Origin of the sequence: Parvibaculum sp. (assembly GCF_035511255.1) — a bacterium.
Classification (GTDB): Bacteria; Pseudomonadota; Alphaproteobacteria; order Parvibaculales; family Parvibaculaceae; genus Parvibaculum.
Window position 1 is genome coordinate 1 of the sequence record NZ_DATKFR010000304.1, and the last position, 23096, is coordinate 23096.

At 64.3% G+C, this 23096-nt stretch carries 20 protein-coding genes and 1 pseudogene; 11 read left to right on the forward strand and 10 right to left on the reverse strand.

Features of this window, described 5'->3' with window-relative positions:
* Positions 1-252, reverse strand: a 252-nt coding sequence (locus VMR03_RS12040; protein WP_325405520.1) for a FliM/FliN family flagellar motor switch protein, incomplete at its 3' end; no start/stop codon positions are given.
* Between VMR03_RS12040 and VMR03_RS12045 the strand changes: the two are divergent.
* Positions 137-676 (forward strand): annotated as a pseudogene (locus VMR03_RS12045) (DNA ligase-associated DEXH box helicase); the annotation flags it as partial. The gene VMR03_RS12040 and the pseudogene VMR03_RS12045 overlap by 116 nt on opposite strands.
* The gene (gene pdeM, locus VMR03_RS12050) at positions 669-1391 is read left to right on the forward strand and encodes a ligase-associated DNA damage response endonuclease PdeM (RefSeq protein WP_325405522.1); all 723 of its coding nucleotides are present in this window, start codon (positions 669-671) and stop codon (positions 1389-1391) included. The pseudogene VMR03_RS12045 and the gene pdeM, both read left to right, overlap by 8 nt.
* Here the strand turns inward: pdeM and VMR03_RS12055 are convergent.
* The 5 genes from VMR03_RS12055 to VMR03_RS12075 all read right to left on the reverse strand — a co-directional run bounded on the left by VMR03_RS12055 (position 1388) and on the right by VMR03_RS12075 (position 4945).
* Complete coding sequence (locus tag VMR03_RS12055; protein WP_325405524.1) at positions 1388-1876, reverse strand: DUF3429 domain-containing protein; 489 nt, start codon at positions 1874-1876, stop codon at positions 1388-1390. The two genes, pdeM and VMR03_RS12055, sit on opposite strands and share 4 nt — an antisense overlap.
* A gap of 24 nt (positions 1877-1900) precedes the next feature.
* A complete protein-coding gene (locus VMR03_RS12060; RefSeq protein ID WP_325405526.1) occupies positions 1901-2668 on the reverse strand; it encodes a cytochrome c biogenesis CcdA family protein in 768 nt (255 codons plus the stop codon).
* A 61-nt stretch (positions 2669-2729) separates the two neighbouring features.
* Entirely contained in the window at positions 2730-3149 is a 420-nt protein-coding gene (locus tag VMR03_RS12065) for a PaaI family thioesterase (protein ID WP_325405528.1), read from the reverse strand.
* 75 nt (positions 3150-3224) lie between these two features.
* Positions 3225-4022, reverse strand: coding sequence for a TIGR02186 family protein (locus tag VMR03_RS12070; RefSeq protein WP_325405530.1), 798 nt, complete (start codon positions 4020-4022; stop codon positions 3225-3227).
* Entirely contained in the window at positions 4019-4945 is a 927-nt protein-coding gene (locus tag VMR03_RS12075; protein ID WP_325405532.1) for a sulfite exporter TauE/SafE family protein, read from the reverse strand. The genes VMR03_RS12070 and VMR03_RS12075 overlap by 4 nt, the downstream gene beginning before the upstream one ends.
* A gap of 230 nt (positions 4946-5175) precedes the next feature.
* Here VMR03_RS12075 and VMR03_RS12080 point away from each other — a divergent pair, with 230 nt between their 5' ends.
* Positions 5176-5934 carry an FkbM family methyltransferase gene (locus VMR03_RS12080; RefSeq protein WP_325405534.1) on the forward strand — a complete coding sequence of 253 codons (759 nt, stop codon included), beginning with the start codon at positions 5176-5178 and terminating at the stop codon, positions 5932-5934.
* 28 nt (positions 5935-5962) lie between these two features.
* Here the strand turns inward: VMR03_RS12080 and VMR03_RS12085 are convergent, their stop codons facing one another.
* Positions 5963-8986, reverse strand: coding sequence for a peptidoglycan-binding protein (locus VMR03_RS12085; RefSeq protein WP_325405536.1), 3024 nt, complete (start codon positions 8984-8986; stop codon positions 5963-5965).
* Between the two features lie 244 nt (positions 8987-9230).
* On the reverse strand, positions 9231-9782 hold the full coding sequence (locus VMR03_RS12090; protein WP_325405538.1) for a CAP domain-containing protein: 552 nt from the start codon (positions 9780-9782) through the stop codon (positions 9231-9233).
* Between the two features lie 230 nt (positions 9783-10012).
* Between VMR03_RS12090 and VMR03_RS12095 the strand changes: the two genes are divergently transcribed.
* The 8 genes from VMR03_RS12095 (at position 10013) to VMR03_RS12130 (ending at position 22085) form a co-directional block, all read left to right on the forward strand.
* Positions 10013-10543 (forward strand): MerR family DNA-binding transcriptional regulator, encoded by a 531-nt coding sequence (locus VMR03_RS12095; RefSeq protein ID WP_325405540.1) that lies wholly within the window; start codon positions 10013-10015, stop codon positions 10541-10543.
* Positions 10544-10573: 30 nt separating this feature from the next.
* Complete coding sequence (locus tag VMR03_RS12100; protein WP_325405542.1) at positions 10574-12358, forward strand: acyl-CoA dehydrogenase C-terminal domain-containing protein; 1785 nt, start codon at positions 10574-10576, stop codon at positions 12356-12358.
* Positions 12359-12418: 60 nt separating this feature from the next.
* Positions 12419-13576 carry an acyl-CoA dehydrogenase family protein gene (locus VMR03_RS12105; protein ID WP_325405544.1) on the forward strand — a complete coding sequence of 386 codons (1158 nt, stop codon included), beginning with the start codon at positions 12419-12421 and terminating at the stop codon, positions 13574-13576.
* A 42-nt stretch (positions 13577-13618) separates the two neighbouring features.
* Positions 13619-14824 carry an acetyl-CoA C-acetyltransferase gene (locus tag VMR03_RS12110; RefSeq protein ID WP_325405546.1) on the forward strand — a complete coding sequence of 402 codons (1206 nt, stop codon included), beginning with the start codon at positions 13619-13621 and terminating at the stop codon, positions 14822-14824.
* 7 nt (positions 14825-14831) lie between these two features.
* Positions 14832-17075, forward strand: a complete 2244-nt coding sequence (locus VMR03_RS12115; protein ID WP_325405548.1) for a 3-hydroxyacyl-CoA dehydrogenase NAD-binding domain-containing protein — start codon at positions 14832-14834, stop codon at positions 17073-17075.
* A gap of 188 nt (positions 17076-17263) precedes the next feature.
* Positions 17264-20548 carry an autotransporter domain-containing protein gene (locus VMR03_RS12120; RefSeq protein ID WP_325405550.1) on the forward strand — a complete coding sequence of 1095 codons (3285 nt, stop codon included), beginning with the start codon at positions 17264-17266 and terminating at the stop codon, positions 20546-20548.
* 193 nt (positions 20549-20741) lie between these two features.
* Positions 20742-21410, forward strand: a complete 669-nt coding sequence (locus VMR03_RS12125; protein WP_325405552.1) for a hypothetical protein — start codon at positions 20742-20744, stop codon at positions 21408-21410.
* Between the two features lie 171 nt (positions 21411-21581).
* Entirely contained in the window at positions 21582-22085 is a 504-nt protein-coding gene (locus tag VMR03_RS12130) for a hypothetical protein (RefSeq protein WP_325405553.1), read from the forward strand.
* Positions 22086-22112: 27 nt separating this feature from the next.
* On the opposite strand, the gene VMR03_RS12135 is transcribed toward VMR03_RS12130, so the two are convergent.
* Positions 22113-22733, reverse strand: coding sequence for a Yip1 family protein (locus tag VMR03_RS12135; RefSeq protein WP_325405555.1), 621 nt, complete (start codon positions 22731-22733; stop codon positions 22113-22115).
* A 172-nt stretch (positions 22734-22905) separates the two neighbouring features.
* Positions 22906-23096, reverse strand: a 191-nt coding sequence (locus tag VMR03_RS12140) for a hypothetical protein (protein WP_325405557.1), incomplete at its 5' end; no start/stop codon positions are given.

Consider the following 23096-nt stretch of genomic DNA (forward strand, 5'->3'; position numbering starts at 1 on the left):
GTTCTTGATGGTCGAGGTGATCGAGATGGCGATCTTCTCGCCCTGCACGATGATCTCGCCGCGCGCGATCGGCACGTTGTTGGCCAGCAGCCAAACCTCGTCCTCGTGATGGGCATCGAGTTCGATGACGGCGCCACGGCCTTTGGGCTTCGTCGCATCGGAATATTCGCTGGCGATCTGGTGCCTGCGCGATGTCGGGCTTCTCGCCGAGCGCGGGGCTCTGCCGCTCGGCCGCCTTTTCGACGAGGACATGCTGGGCGACGATCTCGAATCCTGGTTGGCGGAATCGAACCTCTTGAAGCGCACCTTCCGGGATTGCGCGATCATTTCCGGCCTGATCGAGCGGCGTTATCCGGGGCAGGAAAAGACCGGCCGTCAGGTGACTTTTTCCTCGGACCTCATTTACAACGTGCTGCGCGAGCACGAGCCCGATCATATTCTGCTGCGGGCGACCTACGACGATGCGGCCTCCGGCCTTCTCGACATCGCCCGCGTCGCCGATATGCTGAAGCGCATCAAGGGACGAATCGTCTTAAAAAGGCTGGATCGCGTCTCGCCGCTCGCGGTTCCGGTCCTGCTCGATATCGGCAAGGAATCCGTCAATGGCGAGGCGAACGAAGCGCTGCTCCACGAGGCGGCCGACGAATTGATCGAAGAGGCGACGAGACTTGTTTGACGCAGTTGAAAAAGAACCGGACGAACGCCTGCATGCCGCGCCCGCCTTGCGCGTCTGCGGCGCCGCGTTGACGGTGCTTGCCGACGGCGCGATCTGGTGGGAAGCCGAGCGGATGCTCGTCGTCGCCGACCTGCATCTCGAAAAGGGTTCGGCCTTCGCTGCGCGCGGTATCGCCTTGCCGCCTTATGACACGCGCACGACGCTGCGCCGTCTCGATGCCCTGATCGCGCGGTTCGAGCCGTCGCGTCTCGTCGCGCTGGGCGACAGCTTTCACGATCTCGATGCCGAGGCGCGGATGGGTGCGGAAGACGCCTCGCATCTGGCCGGACTGACGCATCGCACCGACTGGATCTGGATCGCCGGCAATCACGATCCACGTCCCTCGCGCCGCTTCGGCGGCACGGTGCTCGAAGAAATCCGCATGGGTCCGCTGACCTTCCGCCACGAACCGCGTCCCGCACCGTCGACGGGAGAGATCGCCGGTCATCTTCATCCTTGCGCGGCGGTCCGCGTGCGCGGTCGCCGCCTGCGTCGCCGTTGCGTGGCGTCCGACGGCACGCGTGCGATCCTGCCGGCTTTCGGCGCCTATGCGGGCGGGCTCAACGTCCTTGACGTCGCCTATGAAAATCTGTTGCCGGGCTTCGGCTTCCACGCCTGGATGATGGGCGCGCGCACCGTCGTTCCCGTCGCCGCCCATCGCCTCGAAAGCGACTAGCCGAGGAGAACGACGCAGAGCGAGATCGCCAATGCGACTAGGGCGAGCAGCGTCAGCGTCAATCGCAGCGACCAGTACCAGGACGCAATGCGTTCGGCGCGCGCGTCCTGCCGGTCAGCGATGAGAAGCAGCACAAACCCGGCGATGAGCGCGACAAGTGCCGTCGGCGACGGCATGAAGAGAACGAGGCTGGCAAAAAGCGTCGGCAGCGTCGCAAGGCCGAGCGGCCGAAAGAGATGCTGCGTCCCGCCCGCCGCGATCGCCATGCCCCATCGCGCGCCGCCGAGAAACGACAGCATGGCGGCCCCATAGGCGATCTCCGCTCGGATGACGCCGCTGGCGCTTGAGCCGGTCGCCGCAATGATGATCGCCATGGCGGCGAAGGGGACGAGGCCGGCATAACCGAGAACCTGCACGGCCATCGGCGCTCGCGGCGCCGTCGCGGGCGTAGCGGCCAGCGGTCGGCTTTCATTCACGTTCGACATATCGTTCCCCCGGGTCCCGTCGGCTCAGCCGAGCTTCGCCAGGAAGGGAAACACGTTGAGAAGCGTGATGGCAATCGTCTCGAAGGAGCCGAGCACCATCAGAAGGCCCGTCCCGGCGAGAAGCACACCGGCGGCGATCTCGATCTTCTGCATGTGGCGGCGGATCCGCTTGGCGAAAGCGAGAAAGCCGCGGATCGCGAAGGCCGCGGCGAGAAATGGAATGCCGAGCCCGAGCGAATAGGTCGCGAGCAGGAAAACGCCCGCGCGCAGGCTCTCCTGCGAGGCCGCGATGGCGAGGATTGTCGCGAGGATCGGCCCGATGCAGGGCGTCCAGCCGAAGGCGAAGGCGAGCCCCAGCACATAGGGGCTCAGGAACTGCATCCAGAGGCTCTGCGTTACGTCGCCGATCCGCTCGGGCTGGAAACGCGCCTCGCGATTGAGAAAGGCGATGCGGAAAACGCCCATGTAGTGAAGGCCGAAGACGATGATGATGACGCCCGCGATGCGGCCGAGGATTTCCTTGTTCGCGAGGATGTAGGGATTGATCGCGGAGGCGCTTGCACCCAGCGCAACGAAGACGGTCGTGAAACCGAGCACGAAACCGACGGCGCCGATCGCGACGCGCCGCGTCAACCGCTCGTGGCCTTGCGCCTCGTCTTTCGTCAGTTCCTCAAAGGAGGTGCCGGCGATGAAGCAGAGATAGGCCGGCACGAGCGGCAGCACGCAAGGCGATAGAAAGCTCAAAAGCCCGCCCGCCGCAGCCGCCGCATAAGAGATGTTGAGATCCGCCATAACCCGTCCGTTTGGTTGGCCGGCACTTTAGCGGCCCCGGCCCCGTCAGGCCATGTGTCAATTATGGCTTGGGATAAAGGATCATTTGTGTGCAGCGGAAGAGGGCGATGACGCGGTTTTTCGTCTCGTTGCGCACCTCAACGTCCCAGACATGGGTGCTCTTGCCGCGATGGACGGGCACCGCGCGGCCGGAGACGATTTCACCCTCGGTCGCCGAGCCCAGGAAGTTGGTCTTGAGTTCCACGGTTGTGAAGCTCGCGCCTTCCGGCAGGTTGGGCGACATGCCGGCGGCGCAGAGCCAGTCCGCGAGTGTGATAACGACCGGCGCCCATAGAAAGCCCGTCCCGGCGATCACAGGTTCGGTCACGGTCATCTTGCCGGTGACGAGGTCCGCCTCGCAGATTTCGAGTTCGACGCCGACAAGGCCCGGATGCTTGTGCCGGGCAAATTCATTGAGACGCGCAACGCGCTCTTGCGACATGGTGTCCTCCCCACTCCGGAGGTCACTATAACGAAATCGCCGCTGGTGGAAACGTCCTGGGAAATATGAGCGAACTCACCGTTCGCGCAGCAGCGCCGAGGCGATCCAGCCCGCCAGCGCCGAGCCGAGAACCGCGATCAGGCCGTAGAACAGCGGTTGCGCATGCGCGAGGCGATAAATGAAACGTTCAAGCCCGCTCTTGTCGATATAAAGGGGTGAGGCGATGGCATCGACGACTTCGCCGTCGCGCAGGAGGAAGACGGTCGCCGTATAAAGCCCGACCGGCACGTTCGCCGGGATGTCGACGGTGGCTCGGAAGAGCGTCTGGCCGAGAAAAGTGACGCCGCCCGGATCGCTGATATAGAGCCGCTCACGCTTCTTGTTGCGGATGAGCGCCTTCATGAAGGCTTGCTCTTCTTCCGGCGGCAGGATCTCGTCGCTGCCGTCGATCGCCTGCGCGCGAGGCGTGCCGAGATCGACATTGTCGATGCCGATCTGTTCGCGTCTCAGGATATCGATCCCGGCGGTTACCTCGAGCGGCCGTGTGCTGGCGACGGCGTAGTAGCTCGGCACGCGCGGGAAGGTGAGCGAGTCGTGATTGATCCAGATGCCGGCGAGACGCTCCTTGCGCCGCACGGTCATGGCTCGCGACGGGCCGGTCACGACCACGACGACATCGCGGTCGAGGGCCCGCTCGCCCGGCGTGTTCGCTTCCACCGCGCCGAACAGCAATATCTGCGTACCGGTGAAATTCGAGCGGATGGCGATCTTGTGTTCGGAAAGATCGGTCACGAGCTGGTCGGCGAGTGCCGGTCCCGAACCGAGCAGGAGAAAGACGGCAAGTGTCCAGCCATGGCGGTTGCGGATGGTCATGAGTGCGGCGCCACGTCGGAAATCGAATAGAGGTCGGGCGGCGTCGTCACGAGGTCCCAGCCGAGGCGAAGGCCCATCAGAAGGACGATGGCGGCCAGAAGCGCGCGCAGATGCTCGCCCCGGAGCCGCGTCGCCGCGCGCACGCCATATTGCGCGCCGACCACGCCGCCGATGACGAGGATGAGGCCGAGCATCATGTCGACGGTCTGGTTCTCGACCGAGTGCATGACGCCGGTGAGCGCGGTCACGAAGACGATCTGGAAGAGCGACGTGCCGATCACGACCGAAGTCGGCATGCGCAGGAGATAGATCATCGCCGGGACCATGATGAAGCCGCCGCCGACGCCCATGATCGCAGAGAGCATGCCGACAAAGAAGCCGACGAGCGCCGGTGGGATCACGCTGATATAGAGCTTGGAACGGCGGAACCGCATCTTGAAGGGAAGACCGTGGATCCAGCTATGCTGTCCGCCGCGGCTCGCCGGGATCGGTGTCCCTTTCGCGGCCGCGCGCATGGCGCGCAGGCTTTCGGTCATCATCAGCGCGCCGATGATCGTCAGGAACACGACATAGACGAGCGAGATGGTGAGGTCGATCTGGCCGATTTGCGTGAGCAGGCGGAACACGAAGATGCCGCTGATGGAGCCGGCGACGCCGCCGGCGAGCAGCACGGTCCCCATCTTGAAATCGATGCTGCCGCGCTTCCAGTGCGCGAGTGCGCCCGTCACCGACGAGGCGACGACCTGCGTCGCTTGTGTGCCGACCGCGACCCCCGGCGGAATGCCGAGAAAGATCAGAAGTGGCGTCATCAGGAACCCACCGCCGACGCCGAACATGCCCGACAGGAAGCCCACGGCGGCGCCCATGGCGAGGATCACCAGCACGTTGACCGGCAGTTCGGCGATAGGCAGATAAATCTGCATCCGGCGTGGTCTCCGGCGGCCTTTGAGGCGCGCATTATTGTCCGCGGGAGGTGGAACTGGCGTAGCACGTCGCCGCTGCGATTCCCAGCGTGTGAGCCGGATTGGGGCTTCCCGGAGAGGGTTTTGGTCACTCGCTGGTCACGGGCGCCGTCGGCGGAGCTGGCGGACAATGCGCCGGCTGCGGAAGCTTATCCGCGACTGCCGCCCGCGCAACAGATGCTGGAAAGAACATGCTCCTCAAATCCGCCACGAAACCGCTGCGGCCGCTTCTTGGGCCTCTCTGGCAACGACTGCATCATGTCGGCAGCGTCGCCATGTGGGTGTCAGGCACGAAGACCTTGAAGGAGATGGGCTTCCATCCGAAGACTGTCTTCGACATAGGTGTCGCCGCCGGGACGCCCGATCTCTACAACGCCTTCCCCGACGCGTATTTCTTTCTGGTCGATCCGACGGAGGGCTCGCTGCCCCATATGCGCCGCATCGCCGGGGAACTCGATGCGGAGATCTGCAGCTTTGCGGTTGGCGACGTCGAGGGCGAGATCGATATCGAGGAACGCCTCGACGACATCAACGGCGCGAGTCTCTTCCGCGACGTCGGCCCGCTGGGCGAGACCCGTCGCTATAGCGTGCCGATCCGTCGCTTCGATGCGGCTTTCCCGGACTTTGCACCCCCCGCGCTCTGCAAGATCGATGTGCAGGGCGCCGAGCTGATGGTGCTTCGGGGCATGGGCGAGCGCATCGCCGATCTCGACGTGTTGATCGTCGAGGTGAGTGTGCTGTCGACGGTCGACGGCGGGCCGGAAGCCTGGGAGATCATCGGCTTCCTGCGCGAGAAGGGCTTCGTCATCTTCGACATTGTCGGCATGGCGCGCCGCCCGCTCGACAACGCGCTCGGTACCGTCGATCTCCTCTTCATCAAGGAAGATTCGCCATTGAGGTCCGACAGACGCTGGCGTGCGGCCTGGCCGGAGGATGGCGCGATCCGCTGATCGATTTCGGCTGGATTATCGGCCGGGATTACTGGGTCGCAAGCTCGAGCGACTTGAGAAGTGCGCGGTCGGCATTGCCCGTGGCATCGAGCCCGGCCGAACGCTGATAGGCGAGGATCGCGTCGCGCGTGCGCGGTCCCATCATGCCGTCCGACGATCCCGGATCGTAACCGAGCTTCATCAGCATGGCCTGAGCGCGGCCGATGTCGTTCTGCGGACCGGCGAGGCTGCCCGTCGTGTCCTGGCTTGCCTCCGGCGAGCCACCCGGGAGCGACGAGAGATCGCCATTGGCGAGCGGATCTGGACGCTTCGGAGTCCAGGTTTCGGCGGCGACCTTGGCCTGTGCGAGCGCCGCGGCGTCGAGCTTGGAGGCAAGCTGATCACGCTTCTGCGCAGCGCCCTTGTCGCCCCCTTTTGCCGCGATCGAAAGCCATTTGTAGGCTGAGGCGTAGTCCTGCTGCACGCCGAGACCGCGCTCCTGCAGGATCGCGAGATTGTACTGGCTGTCGCCGAGGCCGAAATCGGCCGCTTCGCCGAACCAGCGCGCCGCCGTGGTGAAATCCTGCCGCGTCCCGCGCCCCTCGGCATAGATGACGGCGAGATTGTGCATCGCCTTCATGTTGCCCTGCGTCGCCGCCTTCTCGTACCACTTGCGCGCCTGCACATCGTCCTGCGCGACGCCGCGGCCTTTTTCGTAAAGCGTGGCAAGCCTGTATTGCGCGATGGCGAGGCCCTGGTCGGCGGCCTGCCCGTACCAGTAAGCGGCCTGCGAGAGATCGGCGGTGACGCCGTCCCCGTTTGCATAGCGTTGGCCGACTTCATACTGCGCGGCTGCCTCGCCCCGTGCAGCGGCGGCGCGCAAAGCGCGGTCCCCCGTGGGAGCGGCCGTCTGTCCGGATGTCTGGCCGATCGGCGCCGTGGTGACGGGCTTGGCCGGCGCGGGGGTGACGGTCGGACCCTTGGCTTCGGCGCGCGGTATGGTCGTTGCGCCTTGCGGGGCCGCTGCCTTCGGCGCCGGCACGATGGGCGCCTCGGCTTCCGGCTTTTCGGGTGCCTTCGCGGCTGGCGTGGTGGACGCCGGAGCTGCCGCCCCCGAAGGAGCCGCTCTATTGGCTCCGGCGTCGTCCGGCGTGGCCTCCGGATGTTCCTGCGCCGACGGAGCCCCGGGCACCGTCACGGCGTTTGCCGGCGTCTTCTCAGTGCCGGCGTTCATGTCCACCGGCTTGCCCGTGGCGGGCTCGACGGTTTTGGGCGTCCTGTCGCTCGTGGCGTCGATGACGGGGACCAGCGGCTGATTGTTGAGATAACGGACGGTCGCGAGGCCTGCCGCCGCGAGGATCACCGCAGCGAGAAGTCCGACGACGATGCGTTTGCGGCGCGTGTCGCTGCCATTGTCGAAAGCGGTGAAGCGGGCGGTGTCCGCATAGGGAGCCTGCCCGGGTTGTTGCGGCCCACGGCCGTTCTGGGCGGCAGCCTGCGCGGCGCGGCGCGCGGCGGCCAGGAAATCATGCTCGGTGTGCGTCTGCTCCCGCGTCGGATCGAGGTCGGCGGGCTCGGCATCGCGCAGTTCAAGTTCATCATCGTCCTCCGGCGTCGCGAAGGGCGGGGGCGGTACGTCGCCACGATCCATCCCGATGCGCTCGGGCGTGACGCTCGCAGGCGAGGGTGGCGCAGAGGGAAGCGTGCGCGGCTCGGCAAAGCCGGTCTCGGCGAAGGGATTGCGGAATTCGGCCGAGGGCGCGCCGAAACCGCCCATGGGCGGTTGATCGAAATTCGGAATGGGAAAGCCTTGCGCGCCCGGCACGAAGCCGCTGCCCGCGCCCTGGCCGACCGAGATTTGCGCCGGCAGCATCTGCGCTGGCTGCGCGCGAACGGCCTTGGTTTCCTTTTCGAGGCGTCCGAGCCGGTCGGTCATGCGCTCGAGCATCACATGCAGGGACTCGATCGTTTCGCGCGAACGGTTTTCGGCGACATGCAGGCTGTCCGACATGCCGGCAATGGCGCGCTCGATCGTCTGCACGGCCTGCAGCGTCATCTCTTCATTGTCGTGTAGACGTTCCGTCACTTGCGCGAGCCGCGCGTCGACGATCTGCGCCACATCGTTCTGCGGCCGGGGCGTATCGAGATCGTCGAGACGCTTGGCGATGCTCGTCACCGTCATCTCGAATGTCTTGAGCGTCTCGTCGGTGCGTTGCTCGGCCCGTTCGAGCCGTTGTGTGATCTCGCCGAGATTGCGCTGGAGCGCCGCGACGGTCGCCTTGTGCTGTTCTTCGTCGGTCTTGTCGGCAATGGCTTTCAACGCCGTCTCGACAGCCTGCGCGCTGACGCCGCTGACGGAGTGCTCCATCTTTTCGAGGCGCCCGGCAAGGGTCTGCAAATGGGTTTCGAGGGCGCGTGAACGGGCCTGGGCCTCTTCGCGTTCTTCCTCTTCGTCGCGCTGTTCGACGCGATGCGCGACCTTCGCCAGCGTCTGACGTATTTCGGCGAGCGACTCTTCCGTCCGCCGCTCCGCGGTGTCGAGATGATCGACGACGGCGCTCACCGCCTTTTCGAGCGTCTGGATCGCCTTGTCGTCGGAACCGCGCCGTCCGCCGCGCCCGCGCTCCGATTCTTCGAGCCGTTCCGCGAGTTGCTGAATCTTGCGCTCCAGCGGGTCGAGCGTGCGCTGATCGGGGACATGTTCCATGGCGCGTTCCGAGTGATCGAGCCGTTCGGCCAATTGGCCGACGGTCTGTTCAAGACGCCGCGCGAGATCGGTGGTGCGTCGTTCGCTGCTCTCCACACGGCCGACAATTTCGCGCATGGCCTCGGCCACGGGAGCGAGATCGACGGGAGTGGGCTGCGAGAAGACGGATTGTGTAAAGGGCGCCTGCGCGCCGATGCGGGGCGCCATGTCGGCGCCAGCGCGGCCGACTTCGTCGGTGCCGGCATCCATGATCATCTGGTTGAGCCAGGCGCCCAGCGTAACGCCTGCACGCTGGGCGGCCTGCTTGGCCGCTTCGCGCGCTTCGGGCTCAATGCCCTTTACGCTCCAGGGAACACCAGATCTCATCCGAATCACTAGCCCGTTAACGCTTTTTTGCAGTATAGGCCACGGTATCTAGCGTTAAGAAGCACCCATTCTCCCAGATATGGGCCTCCGACGCCGGCCGTCGCCTTCCAACCGACCGCTTCCGCTTCCTGCGGGGCGCAAAACGCCCCAACATGAAACGGCCACGCTCATAAAACGTCAGTGTCGGTAAATACGGCGTTAACGAGTATTGAAAGTTTGTTGGGATTCGTCGTCCGAGGTCGTTTCAGGGGGTGGCAAAGACCTCGGTGACATAAATGTCGTTCCCCTTGGTCGCGACGCCGATGCCGGTCTGCGTGAACGAAGCGTCCCGGATCACCTTTCGCTGGGTCGGATCGCCCGTCCAGCCCTTGACGATGTCGGCCGCCAGCGCCTCCGGCGACTTGCCGTCCGTCTCGTGGCGGACGCTGATCGTCTGCATCACCGAGCCCTTGTAGTCGGGCTTGAGGGCCAATACGCGCTCCTGGGGGCCTTGTCCGTCGGGATTGAAATTGCCGATGAAATTCCGCAGCGACATATCGGCGCTGTGGATCGCGGCGGCGCGTTGCAAGACGCTGTCGGTGGCGAGTGGTGGCGCATCCTTTTGCGCGCGATAGGCATTGACGGCCGCAAGCACCGCAGATGTCAGCGGCGTGTCGCCCTGGGCGGCGGCGCTGGCGCCTTCCGGTAGCGTCGTCAGGCTGACGCGCTGGGGCTTCAAGGGATCGCCCTGCGAGGCGCAAGCGGCGAGCGCCAGCGCGAGAAACAGACCCGGAGCAAGCTTCATAAGGTGGCGCATTTATCCCCTCCCGCGGTGATGACCGGAAAATAGACCAACCGGCGGCGCGACATGCAACAAGGGGTTAGTTCTTGACGCTTACGTCAACGTCAACTAGCCTTCGCGCCACATAGAAAAACGGCGGAAAACCGCCACTTCAACGCATACCGGACTTGGAGGCTGGGGAACGGGCGGAAGTTCGTTGCCGCGGGCATTCCGGAGTTCGGCGACCAGGAAAACAGGGAAACGTCATGGATCATCAGTTGGACAGGACGGCCGAAGCCGTCGCGACTTCTTCCGCGCATGCCGACGGCAGGGCCGGCACTTTCTCGATCACCCAGCTTGCCGAGGAATTCAGCCTCACGACCCGCGCCATCCGCTTCTATGAGGACAAGGGTCTCCTGAAGCCGGAACGGCAGGGCCAGACCCGCATCTATCATCCGCGCGACCGCGCCCGCCTCATCCTCATCGTGCGCGGCCGCCTCGTCGGCCTGGCGCTGTCCGAAATCAAGGAAATCCTCAGCCTCTACGATCTCGAGGACGGCTGCGAAACCCAGAACCGCGTCGCCATCGACAAGTTCAAGCGCCGTATCGCAAGCCTTGAAAAGCAGCGCAAGGAAATCGAACTCCAGATCACGACACTGAAAGAAAGCTGTGCTCGACTGGAGAGCACGCTGCAGGGCCAGATGGCGCAGGCGCTCGTCGATGCCAAGAAGCGTCCGCGTGTGACCAAGAGCCAGCCCGCCACAGCAGCGGCGAAAACATCGGCGGCGACGGCGTAAGGCCGCGCCGCTTCCAACCCGAGGCCGAACATGCCGAGCTACAAAGCACCCCTGCGGGAGTATCGCTTCCTCCTGCACGAGACCTTCAACATGTCGCAATACGCGGCGCTCCCCGGATTCAAGGATGCGCCGCTCGACGTCGTCGACGCGATCCTCGACGAGGCGGCAAAACTCGCCGAGGAGGTGTTGCAGCCTCTGAACCAGATCGGCGATCTCGAAGGGTGCAAGCTCGAAAACGGCGTGGTGACGACGCCGAAAGGTTTCAAGGACGCTTACAAGACCCTCGTCGAAGGCGGCTGGCCGGCGCTCGTCGCCGATCCCGCCTTCGGCGGCCAGGGCCTGCCCAACGCGCTGGGCGTGCTCTTCAATGAAATGGTGTCGTCGGCGAACATGGCTTTCGGCATGTATCCGGGCCTCTCGCACGGCGCCTATTCGGCGCTCATGCACCACGGCACCGACGAACAGCGAGCGACCTATCTGCCGAAGCTCGTGACCGGCGAATGGACCGGTACGATGAATCTCACCGAGCCGCATTGCGGAACGGATCTGGGGCTGCTGCGCACCAAGGCCGTGCCGAATGGCGACGGCTCCTACAAGATCACCGGCACCAAGATTTTCATTTCCGCTGGCGAACACGATCTTGCCGACAACATCCTGCATCTCGTGCTCGCCCGCATCGAAGGCGCGCCCCAGGGCATCAAGGGCATCTCGCTCTTCCTCGTGCCGAAATTCCTGCTGAAGGAAGACGGCAGCCTCGGCGCCCGCAACGGCGTCTCCTGCGGCGCGCTCGAACACAAGATGGGCATTCATGGCAACGCGACCTGCGTTCTCAACTACGACGAAGCCAAGGGCTGGCTCGTCGGCGAGGAGAACAAGGGCATGCGCGCCATGTTCACGATGATGAACGAAGCGCGCCTCGGCGTCGGCCTGCAGGGCCTGTCGCAATCGGAAGTCGCCTATCAGAATGCGCTGGCTTATGCGAAGGACCGGTTGCAGGGCCGCTCGCTCACCGGGCCGAAAGAGGCGGCAAAGCCCGCCGATCCGATTCTCGTTCACCCCGACGTGCGCCGGATGCTCCTCAATGCGAAGAGCTTCAACGAAGGCGCCCGTGCGCTGCTCGTCTGGACGGCGCTGCAGGGCGATTTGAGCCACGCCTCCGACGATGTCGCCGCGCGCGAATTCGGCGACGACATGATGGCGTTGTTGACGCCGGTGGTGAAGGGCTATCTGACCGATCGTGGTTTCGCGAATGCGGTCGAGGCACAGCAGGTCTATGGCGGCCACGGCTATATCGAGGAGAACGGCGTCAGCCAGTTCGTCCGCGATGCACGTATCGCCATGATCTACGAGGGTGCCAACGGCATCCAGGCGCTCGACCTCGTCGGCCGCAAGCTCGCGCAGAATGGCGGCCGGGGTGTCTTCGCCTTCTTCAAGTTGATCGACGACTTCATCGCCGCGAGCAGGAGCGCTGATGTCGCGCCCTTCCTCGATGCGCTTGCGGGAGCCCGCAAGGACCTCGAGACCGCGACCATGTGGTTCATGGAAAACGCGCTTCAGAACCCGGACAACGCGGGTGCAGGCTCGTCGGATTATCTGCACCTTTTCGGCGTCACCGCCATTGCTTTCATGTGGGCGAAGATGGCGAAGACGGCGAGCGAGAAGCTCGCCAATGGCGGCGACAAAGGCTTCTACGAAGCAAAGCTGAAGACGGCGCGCTATTACTTCGATCGCGTCGTGCCGGAAACGGCGGTGCATCTCGCGCGCATCCGCGTCGGGGCCGCGCCCTTGATGGATTTTACGGCCGACGAGTTCTGATCGGCCGTCTTTTTAAAACAACAACCCGGAAAACCGGGATCTGACAGGAGAGCGAAACAGATGGATTTGATCGCGGGCTACAAGTCGCCCTGGCTCAACGAAGAGCTTGAAATACTTCAGGATGCGGTGCGCAAATTCTACGAAAAGGAAATGGCGCCGCATTCCGATCGCTGGAACAAGCAGGGCTGCGTCGATCGCGATGCCTGGAACAAGGCGGGCGAGGCCGGCATCCTCTGCGCCTCGATCTCGGAGGAATATGGCGGCGGCGGCGGCACCTTCGCGCATGAGATGGTGATCACGCAGGAGCAGGCGCGCGCCGGCGTCGCGGGTTTCGGTAATTCGGTGCATTCGGGGATCGTCGCCCACTATATCGAATCCTACGGCACCGAAGAGCAGAAGAAGAAGTGGCTGCCGAAAATGGCGACCGGCGAAATGGTCGGCGCCATCGCGATGACGGAACCGGGCACCGGCTCCGATCTTCAGGGCGTGAAGACGACCGCGAAGAAGGTCGGCAACCAGTATGTCATCAACGGCCAGAAGACCTTCATTACCAACGGCCAGCAGTCGACGCTGATCTGCGTCGTCGCCAAGACCGATCCGAACGCCGGCTCCAAAGGCGTCTCGCTCATCATGGTCGAGACAGAAGAGGTGGAAGGCTTCCGCCGCGGCCGCAATCTCGACAAGGTCGGCCAGCATGCGCAGGACACATCGGAGCTTTTCTTCGATGACGTGAAGGTGCCGACCTCCAATCTCCTCGGCACGGAAGAGGGCAAGGGCTTCATCCAGTTGATGCAGCAGCTTCCCCAGGAACGTCTCATCATCGCGGTCCAGGCCTGTGTCGCGATGGAAAAGGCAGTCGAGCTCACCGCCGACTACGTCAAGGAACGCAAAGCCTTCGGCCAGCGCATCCTCGATTTTCAGAACACCCAGTTCAAGCTCGCCGAATGCAAGACCGAGGCGGCAATCGCCCGCGTCTTCACCGACGACTGTGCGATGAAGCTCCTCGACGGCAAGCTCGACGCGACGACGGCGGCGATGGCGAAGTGGTGGACGACGCAGAAGCAGTGCGAAATCGTCGACACCTGCCTCCAGTTCTTCGGCGGCTATGGCTACATGCTCGAATATCCGATCGGCCAGATGTATCAGGATGCGCGTATCCAGAAGATCTACGGCGGCACCAACGAAATCATGAAGATGCTGATCGCGCGCACGCTTTGACGCGAGACGGCACTCTAACGAACACCAGACAGGAGACGTCAAATGACCGACTGTTATGTCTACGACACCGTGCGTACGCCGCGCGGCAAGGGTAAGAAGGATGGCGCGCTGCATGAGGTGACGGCGCTCGAACTCGGCACGCAGGTGCTGAAGGCGCTCCGCGACCGCAACGGCCTCGACACGAGCCGCGTCGACGACGTGGTCTTCGGCTGCGTCGATCCGGTGGGCGAGCAGGGCAGCGACATCGCGCGTATCGCGGTGCTGAACGCCGACTACGCCGATACGACGGCGGGCGTGCAGATCAACCGCTTCTGCGCCTCCGGCCTCGAAGCGACCAACATGGCCGCCGCGAAAGTCATGTGCGGCGAGGCCGACATGGCCATCGGCGGTGGCGTGGAATCGATGTCGCGTGTCGGCATGGGCGCCTCGGGCGGCGCCTGGGCGACCGATCCCGCCATCGCCTTCAAATCCTATTTCACGCCGCAGGGCATCGGCGCCGATCTCGTCGCGACGAAATACGGTTTCAGCCGCGCCGATGTCGACAACTATGCCATCGAGAGCCAGAAGCGCGCCGCCAACGCCTGGGAGAAGGGTTACTTCAAAAAATCCGTCATCCCTGTGAAGGACATCAACGGCCTCACCATTCTCGATCACGACGAGCATATGCGCCCCGACGCGACGATGCAGTCGCTCGCCGCGCTCACGCCGTCCTTCGCCTCGCTCGGCGAGTTCGCCTTCGACGGCGTCGCCCTCGACCGTTACCCCGAAGTCGAGGAAATCATTCACGTTCATCACGCTGGCAATTCGTCCGGCATCGTCGACGGAGCGTCGGGCGTCCTGCTCGGCAATCTCGACACCGGCAAGGCGATGGGCCTGAAGCCCCGCGCCCGCATCCGCGCCATGGGCTCGATCGGCTCGGAGCCTTGCATCATGCTGACGGGTCCCGCCGACGTGTCGCGCAAGGTGTTGAAGAAGGCCGGCATGCGCCCCGAAGACATCGACCTCTACGAGTTGAACGAAGCCTTCGCCTCCGTCGTCCTGCGCATGATGCAGGCGCTCGACATTTCGCCCGACAAGATGAACGTCAATGGCGGCGCGATCGCGATGGGCCATCCGCTTGGCGCGACCGGCGGCATGATCCTCGGCACGGTGCTCGACGAGCTTGAGCGCCGCGATCTCTCGACCGCGCTCATCACGCTCTGCGTCGGCGCGGGCATGGGCACGGCCACTATCATCGAGCGCGTGTGAGGCGAAAATGACCACATATGAAAACTTCAAATTCGACGTCGACGCCGACGGCATTGCCCTCGTCACCTGGGATATGCCTGGTCGTTCGATGAACGTGCTTTCGCAGAGCTCCATGGCGGACATCGCCTCGATCATCGAGAAGATCGTCGGCGATGCCGCGATCAACGGCGCGGTGCTCACCTCCGGCAAGGACGCCTTCTGCGCCGGCGCCGATCTTTCGATGATGGGCGGTCAGGCTGGCGGTTCGGGTTCGGGCTCGAAGGAAGATCGCATCAAGGCGATGTATGAAGGCAACCTCGCCTTCAACATGCTGCTGCGCAAGCTCGAAACCTGCGGCAAGCCGGTCGTCGCCGCGATCAACGGCACGGCGCTCGGCGGCGGCCTCGAAGTGACGCTCGCCTGCCACTACCGCATCGCCGCCGACAATCCGAAGATCCAGCTCGGTCTTCCCGAGGCGAAGGTCGGTCTTCTCCCCGGCGGCGGCGGTACGCAGCGCCTGCCGCGTCTGATCGGCGCGGCGAATGCGCTGCCGCTGATCCTGCAAGGCACCTCGCTCGATCCGCAGAAGGCGCTGAAATCCGGCATCGTCCACAAGGTCGTCCCGGCCGCCGACCTGATCCCGGCCGCCAAGGCATGGCTCAAGGAAGGTCTCGCCCAGCCCAAGGTCAAGCTTGGCAAGAAGGGTCCGGAAGTCTATGCGATCGCGATCCAGCCCTGGGACCGCGAAGGCTACAAGATCCCGGGCGGCGGCCCGCATAACGGGTCCGGCCAGGTCTTCACCATCGGCATCGCCCAGCTTCACAAGCAGACGCATGGCAATTTCCCGGCGCAGAAATACATCATGGCCTGCGTCTATGAAGGCCTGCAGGTGCCGATCGAGGCGGGGCTTCGCATCGAGACACGCTACTTCACGAAGCTGCTGATGGATCCGCGCTCGAAGGCGATGATCCGCTCGCTCTTCCTCTCGATGCAGGAACTCGGCAAGGGTGCTCGCCGCCCGGCCAACATTCCCGAATTCAAGGTGAAGAAGCTCGGCATTCTCGGGGCCGGCATGATGGGCGCGGGCATCGCTTACGTCTCGGCCCAGGCCGGCATGGAAGTCGTCCTTCTCGACACCGAGCAGGCCAATGCCGAAAAGGGCAAGGCCTATTCGGAAAAGCTCCTCGCCAAGCAGCTCGAGCGCGGCAAGACCACGCAGGACAAGGCCGACGCGCTTCTCGCCCGCATCAAGCCGACGACGAACTACGACGATCTGAAGGGCGCCGATCTCATCATCGAGGCGGTGTTCGAAAGTCGCGACATCAAGGCCGACGTGACGAAGAAGTCGGAGCCCATGCTGGCGGCCGGCGGTATCTACGGCTCGAACACCTCGACGCTGCCGATCACGGGTCTCGCGGAAGCGGCGAAGTCGCAGGAAAGCTTCATCGGCATCCACTTCTTCTCGCCGGTCGACAAGATGCAGCTCGTCGAGATCATCATGGGCAAGCGCACGAGCCAGGAGACGCTGGCCAAGGCGATGGACTATGTGAAGCAGATCAGGAAGACGCCGATCGTCGTCAACGACAGCCGCGGCTTCTACACCTCGCGCTGCTTCGGCACCTATGTCGGCGAGGGTCTCGCCATGCTCGCCGAAGGCATCAAGCCGGCGATCATCGAGAATGTCGGCAAGATGACCGGCATGCCGATGCCGCCGCTCGCCTTGAACGATGAAGTCTCGCTCGACCTCGCCTACAAGGTGCGCGAGCAGACCAAGAAGGATCTCGGCGATAAATACGTCGCCGCGCCCGCCGACAAGATCGTCGAGGAGATGGTGATCGGCCTCGGCCGCGTCGGCAAGAAAGCCGGCAAGGGCTTCTACGACTATCCGGCCGACGGCAAGAAGAAGCTCTGGCCCGGCCTCGCCGAAATCGCCAAGACCTCGAAGGATATCGAGGATGTGGATGTCGAGGAACTGAAGAAGCGTTTCCTCTATATCCAGGCGCTTGAAGCGGCGCGCTGCTTTGAGGAAGGCGTCGTCACCGACGTGCGCGATGCGGATGTCGGCGCGATCCTCGGCTGGGGCTTCGCGCCCTGGGCCGGCGGCCCGCTCTCGCTGATCGACATGGTCGGCGCGAAGGAGTTCGTCGAGACCTGCGACCGGCTCGCGCAGAAATATGGCGAGCGCTTCAAGCCGACGAAGCTGCTGCGCGACATGGCCGAGAAGGGCGACACCTTCTATGCCCGCTTCGCGCCGGAGAAGGCAGCCGCCTGATCTTTGGGCACAAGCCGATGAGCAAAAGGCCCGGACGAAAGTCCGGGCCTTTTTGTTGGCGGATAACAGCGTCGGTCATCGACTTGTCATCTGTCTGACAGCAAGACTTCACGCAAGGAGGCTTTAACCCCTCGTTAGGCAACAGGCCGCGTGTCCGCGCTGGCCATCGATCGCAACTGGGGGTTTTCATGCTTCGCGAGTTTCGGAGCGGCGACGTCGTGCGCTGCGTAAGGGTATCCGTGCTGTTGGGCTCCGCCGCGACGGCTGCGCTCCTCTCTCTCTCGTCGCCCGCCGCCGCCGATTGCACCGCCATTACGGGAACGACCGCAGGCAACAAGACGGCGGCCGACGGAAGCTGTGTCAATTCCGGCGTGACGATCGACAACTCGACCGCGACCAGCAAGGTTCCGGTCACCCTGACGACCGGCACGTCCGGAAATCTCACCGACTTCACGAATGCGGGAACGATCAAGTCGGTTTCCGGCTCGAGCAAGGCGGCGCTGGGCGCAAGCGGCAACAATTACGCAAACGTGGTCAACGACACGACAGGCCTCATCCAGTCCGACGGTACCGGCGAGGCCGTCCGCCTCGGCACCTACGTCACGCTCGACAACAAGGGCACGATCAGGTCGACCGGCGGCACGGACACGGTCCGCCTCGGCGCCAATGCGACCGTTACCAACGAAGGCAGCATTATCGGCAGCGGCAACCCCGCTTCCGGGTCTAATGCGACGGCGCTGCGCGTCGTTTCGGGGACGGTGACGAACAATGTCGACGGCCTTATCGAGACCGACGCCAACGCGACCGCGCTCTCTTCGGGTACGCAGGATTCCAACGTCTATGCCGTGCGCATCGGCGAATCCGGGGCGTCCACCTTGACGAACTACGGCACGATCCGTGCGACGGGTAACGCGGCGTCGGTCGATGGCACCGGCAACGAGGGCGAGGTTGGCGGCGTTCGCTTGAGCGCACCCGGATACTCCTCGACGCTCAACAATTACGGGACCATCGAGACGACAGGCGAGATCGTCAATGAAGGCATCGCCAACAACGACAGCATCGGCGACATGTACGGCGTTCGCGTCGACGGCACCAACGATGTCGTCAACAACTACGAAGGTGCGACGATCACCGGCGGCAAACACGGCATCACCATCGACAAGGATGCCTCCGGCACGACGATCCTTAATGAAGGCACGATCACCGGCGAGAACGGTTCGGGCGTCGGCTCCGACGCGACCACGGGCACGGTAACCGTCACCAACTACGGAACGATCACCGGCGCCTACAACGAAGCCTACACGTTTGGCGACGGCGACGGCGTCGACATCGATCTCGTCGCGGCCGTGTACAATTACGGCACCATTCAAGGCACTGGCGCGAATGGCATCAAGCCGGGAGAGACGACCGAAAGCCACAGCGAAGGCCTCGCCATCGGCGGCGGCACCGTCGTCAATGGCGACGCATCGCACACGGATGCCCTGATCTCCGGCGCCGATTACGGCATCACCGTCGACGACAGCAATGGGGGCGACGCGGTCGCTTCGACCGAAATCACCAACTACGGCACGATCCGGGGCCTCGACGGCTATGCGATCAAGCTCGTCGATACGACCGGCACCTGGACCAACATCATCACCAATTACGGCACCATCTCCGGCACGTCCGCCACGACCGTGCTGATGGGCGATGGCGACGGCACCTTCAACGATTACGGCGGCTCGGTCGCGGGCATCGTCGATGCCGAAGGCGGCGAGGACACGCTCAACATCGACCGTGGCGGGCTCTACACCTTCACCGGCGCGAACTGGGCGAACTTCGAAATCACCAATCTCCATTCCGGCGTCGTCACGCTGGTCGGCGACTATACGAGCGGCGCGGAATTCAACGTGTTGTCCGGATCGGCGTTCATTTCCAACGGCACGGTCACGACGGCGCGGTTCACCAATGACGGCATCGTTGCGACGGGGACGGGGTCCACCCTCGGCAGGTTCACGGTCGACGGCGACTATACGCAGGGCGCGTCGGGCACCTATTACGTCAAGATCGACGGTGAAGGCGGTTCCGATCTCCTCGCCGTCACCGGCGCGGCGGTCCTGGATGGCGCGGTGGAGGTCTCGTCTCTTTCGACGCGCTTCCGCTCCGATCTCACTTATACGATCCTCGAAGCGGATGGCGGGCGGACAGGCACCTTCTCGTCGCTGATCGACGATATCCATTCGCCCTTCGTCACGCCGGAACTCACCTATACCTCCAACGCGGTGCTGCTGGGCTTCGAGCGCAACGCGACAAGCTACCAGAGCGTCGCGGACACGCCGAACGGCTATGCCGTGGCGGGTGGCCTTGATCGCGGCGGCGCGAATGCGACGGGGGACCTCGCCGAAATCCTCGCCTATATCAACACCGGCACGACGGAAGAAGCGCAGCAGGCCTTCGACCGGATGTCGCCGGACAATCCGACGGCGGGCGCCAATCAGGCGCTCGTCAATACGGTCGGCACGATCGGCTCCCTCGTGAACGACCGCCTCGGTGCGCAGCAGGTGGCCATGCGCAATGGCGGCGTGAAGCTTGCTTCGGCGGGCGACGGAGATCTCACCTCGGCGCTGATCGGCAACTCGCTTGTGCGGCCCGCGTGGTCGGTTTGGGCGCGCGGCTTCGGCCTCTTCGGCAATGCGGACTCCGATGCGGGCCTCTCGAACGGCTACGATTATCGCGGCGGCGGCATCGTCGCCGGCCTCGACCGCTTCGTCGGGGACGCGACCGTCCTCGGCCTCTCGGCAAGCTACGCGCATGCCGATGTCGATCACGACCGCGTGGGCAGCAACAGCAACGTCTCGTCCTATGAAGTCGGCGCCTATGCGGGCACGGCAATGGGGGCCTTCGACCTCTCGGCGCGCCTCGCCGCCGCCTACAACGACTACGAGACCTCCCGCAGCATCGTCTTCGGCGGTATCGACCGCACGGCCTCCGGCGATTTCGGCGGCACCATGCTGATGGCGCAGGGCGAGGCGGGCTATCGCCTCGGCCTCGGCGGCAAGGGCTGGCTGAAGCCGGTCGCGGGCCTCGACGTCATCCACTTCCACACGGACGCCTACACCGAAAGCGGCGCGGGCGGCCTCGACCTGGCGCAAGGCGCGCAGTCGGATACGCTGGTCCGCTCCTCGCTCGGCGCCGTCATCGGCACGAGCTTCGAGGCGCCGACGGCGAATGCGGTCGTGTCGCCCTCGCTCGATATCCGCTGGGGCCATGACATCTCGCAGCCCGACGGCACGGCGACGGCCTCCTTCGCCGGCACGCCCGGATCGAGCTTCGTCTATGCCCAGAAGACGGTCGACCGCGACGCGCTGCTCGCCAATCTCGGCGTCACAGCGACATCGCCCGGCGGCCTCTCCATCGGTCTCGCCGGCACCACGGATATCCGCAGCGACGCGACCGGCTACGGGCTTTCGCTGAAGCTCCTTTACACCTGGTGAGGTCCCTCCATTTCGGTGTGATCGTGCCTCGTGAAAACGGGTAAACTTCTGTCGTGACACTTTGCGCGTCGCCCCCGGCCTCTAGACTGCCGCTGATAATTCAGCGGGAGACCAGATGCCGAGGGCGGCGCTTCTCATTGTCTTGATATCGTGTTGGCTCGCCGGCCCGTCGGCGGCCGGAGAGCCGGTCGACATGCCGCCCGACGGCACCCTCGGCGTGCTCGTCATCCCACGCGCATCCTTCCAGGCGGAGCAGGCTGAAGCGGAGCTGGCTTCGTCCGTCGTGGAGACCACGGGGTCGCTCGCGCGTCCTTCCGCTTCTCCAATCTCTTCTCCGCCAGCGGACGATCTTCTCTGTACGCACGCGCCGAAGGGCTCGCTCGCGCCCGTGCCGTCGCCTTTCGACCGCTGGCTGGTCGTCGTCTGTGCGGCGTCGGGCCAGGCTCTCGTCCCGGTCGAAGGTTCGGTCTGGTATGCGCACGGTTCGCGCGAGCCCATCTCGATTCTGGCGTTCCCGCCCTCTGCCTCTACGGAAGGTGAGACCGGGCCGTCCGCCGGTCCGGGGCCTCGTTATGACATTCGCTTCAAGGCCTTTTATGCGGTCGAAGCGACCGAGGAACGGCGGCTGGTGGCCATGCGCAGGCTGAAGCTTGCGCTCGGCGGAGCGCCTATGCCGCTCGCCGACCACATCTATCAGATCGACGCCGTGTCGAGTGTCGCGGGCTTGCGTTACAATATTTTTTTCTACCTTCGGGGGGCGCAGCCGCGCATGGCGCTCGCCTGCCTCGATCAGTGCACCCGGGCTCTGCTCATCGACATTGGCACGACCGCATCGGATATGAACGCCGGTCTTGCGCCCTGACGGACCTCGTTCATCTGGCTACCGCGCAGCTGGATGCATCGTTAAGATCGTTCCGAAATGGGACCGAATCGACCTGCCGCTCTCCTCACGCTGATGGCCCTCCTCGCGGGGGCGCCTTTGCTCGCCGCGGCGCCGGTCCCCGCGAATGCTTCTTCGGACCGGGAGGACCTGTTGTGCGATCGCGCGCCGCCCGGCACCGTTCTTCCGGTGCCGGCGCCTGTCGGTCACTGGGCGGTGATTGTCTGTGCGGCCTCGGGTCAGGCGCTCGTGCCGGTCGAGGGCACGGTCTGGCTCGCACACGGCACCCGAGAACCTGTCTCGATCCTCGCCTTGCCGCCCGCTGTGGCACCGCTGCCGAAAACGCCGGATTACGATCCGCGTTATAGCGTCCGGTTCAAGGCGCTCTACGCCGCTGAGGCGACCGGCGAGAAGCGCAAGCGCGCCTACGCTTATCTGAAGGCGGCCCTGCGCGGGGACAGTTCTCCCATCGTCGACCGCGTCGTCCAGCTCGACGCGGTCAGCATCATCTACGACCTGCGATACAATATTTATTTCTTTCTGCAAGGACGCCGCCCGCACGCGGCGCTCGCCTGCCTCGATCAATGCCGGCAGGCGCTTGTCATCGATATTTTGACGGCGGACGAAGCGAATGCGCGCATGGCCCGCCTTCGCTGACGTCCTCGTGCGCTATCCTCCCGCCGTTTACATTCCCGCACCGGTGCCCATCATGCTGCGATGCATGAAGGGTGCGGCGACGAGGCCGACGATAATCATCAGCACGATACCCGCGACGACAACGAGCGCCGCATAGGCGAGCGATTTATCCTGCGGCGACTTCATCAGTTTCGGCAGGCCGCGATAAAGGAGATAGAGCGAATAGAGCCCGAGGATGCTGAGAAAGCCCAGCGCCGGCACGATGGAGAAGATGCCGGCGAGCCAGCTCGCCGTCATCGAATAGGCGGCGACCTTGAAGGCCTGTATCCGGTCTTTCGAGCCGTTGAAGGTCGGCGCGAGTTGCTCGATCACGAGCGCGAGTATGCCGACCATGATGAGGGCCAGCACGTACTGGACGATCGCGCCCGCGATGGCGCCGCCGATCGACAGGCGAAAAGTGTAACCCATCGCGCCATAGCCGAAGACGACGCCGCCGATCGCGCCCGCGACGGGCGGAATGGCGGCGAGGATCATCACATAGGACGTATAGAGACTTTGGACGGTCGGCCTTTCGACGTCGATCCTGCTCCACTCGGTATCGGGCGTCAGAATGATATTCTTGGCACGGTCGATGATCGACGCGGCATTCGGTTGTTCGAAAGTGGTCATGTTGCTCCCCTCGCTTGGTGGCCTCAGCTAGAACCCCGCCCGCGCGCAGGGCCTGCAATGCTCAACCGCAGGCGGTGCGTCGGCAAGTCTCGGAGTCCCGCGGCACGTTGTCAAACGGCCATGGAGCTAAACGGTCGGACGGCATAAGCGTTCCGACGACGGCTGAAGTGCTTCACACGGAAGATTGGCGCCGTGTCTTCTTCGTACCCTTCGGCGCGCGAAAGGCCACGGCCTGCCGCAGCAGCCACAAGATCAACGCCTCTATGCCGCCATCCGTGACGGTAAGGCCGTTGCGGCGGACGACATATTTCTCGATCTTGAGCTTGTTCTTGATCGTTGTCGGCACTTCTGTGCGGCTGTCCA

Bases quoted from the DNA above. Each gene is read 5' to 3' on its own strand.
- VMR03_RS12135 (WP_325405555.1), bottom strand. From the start codon at position 22,733: ATGACCACTTTCGAACAACCGAATGCCGCGTCGATCATCGACCGTGCC.
- VMR03_RS12090 (WP_325405538.1), bottom strand. From the start codon at position 9,782: ATGCGCCACCTTATGAAGCTTGCTCCGGGTCTGTTTCTCGCGCTGGCG.
- VMR03_RS12070 (WP_325405530.1), bottom strand. From the start codon at position 4,022: ATGACCATCCGCAACCGCCATGGCTGGACACTTGCCGTCTTTCTCCTG.
- VMR03_RS12115 (WP_325405548.1), top strand. From the start codon at position 14,832: ATGACCACATATGAAAACTTCAAATTCGACGTCGACGCCGACGGCATT.
- VMR03_RS12105 (WP_325405544.1), top strand. From the start codon at position 12,419: ATGGATTTGATCGCGGGCTACAAGTCGCCCTGGCTCAACGAAGAGCTT.
- VMR03_RS12100 (WP_325405542.1), top strand. From the start codon at position 10,574: ATGCCGAGCTACAAAGCACCCCTGCGGGAGTATCGCTTCCTCCTGCAC.
- VMR03_RS12055 (WP_325405524.1), bottom strand. From the start codon at position 1,876: ATGTCGAACGTGAATGAAAGCCGACCGCTGGCCGCTACGCCCGCGACG.
- VMR03_RS12095 (WP_325405540.1), top strand. From the start codon at position 10,013: ATGGATCATCAGTTGGACAGGACGGCCGAAGCCGTCGCGACTTCTTCC.
- VMR03_RS12075 (WP_325405532.1), bottom strand. From the start codon at position 4,945: ATGCAGATTTATCTGCCTATCGCCGAACTGCCGGTCAACGTGCTGGTG.
- VMR03_RS12110 (WP_325405546.1), top strand. From the start codon at position 13,619: ATGACCGACTGTTATGTCTACGACACCGTGCGTACGCCGCGCGGCAAG.
- VMR03_RS12060 (WP_325405526.1), bottom strand. From the start codon at position 2,668: ATGGCGGATCTCAACATCTCTTATGCGGCGGCTGCGGCGGGCGGGCTT.
- VMR03_RS12080 (WP_325405534.1), top strand. From the start codon at position 5,176: ATGCTCCTCAAATCCGCCACGAAACCGCTGCGGCCGCTTCTTGGGCCT.
- VMR03_RS12065 (WP_325405528.1), bottom strand. From the start codon at position 3,149: ATGTCGCAAGAGCGCGTTGCGCGTCTCAATGAATTTGCCCGGCACAAG.
- VMR03_RS12125 (WP_325405552.1), top strand. From the start codon at position 20,742: ATGCCGCCCGACGGCACCCTCGGCGTGCTCGTCATCCCACGCGCATCC.
- VMR03_RS12085 (WP_325405536.1), bottom strand. From the start codon at position 8,986: ATGAGATCTGGTGTTCCCTGGAGCGTAAAGGGCATTGAGCCCGAAGCG.
- VMR03_RS12120 (WP_325405550.1), top strand. From the start codon at position 17,264: ATGCTTCGCGAGTTTCGGAGCGGCGACGTCGTGCGCTGCGTAAGGGTA.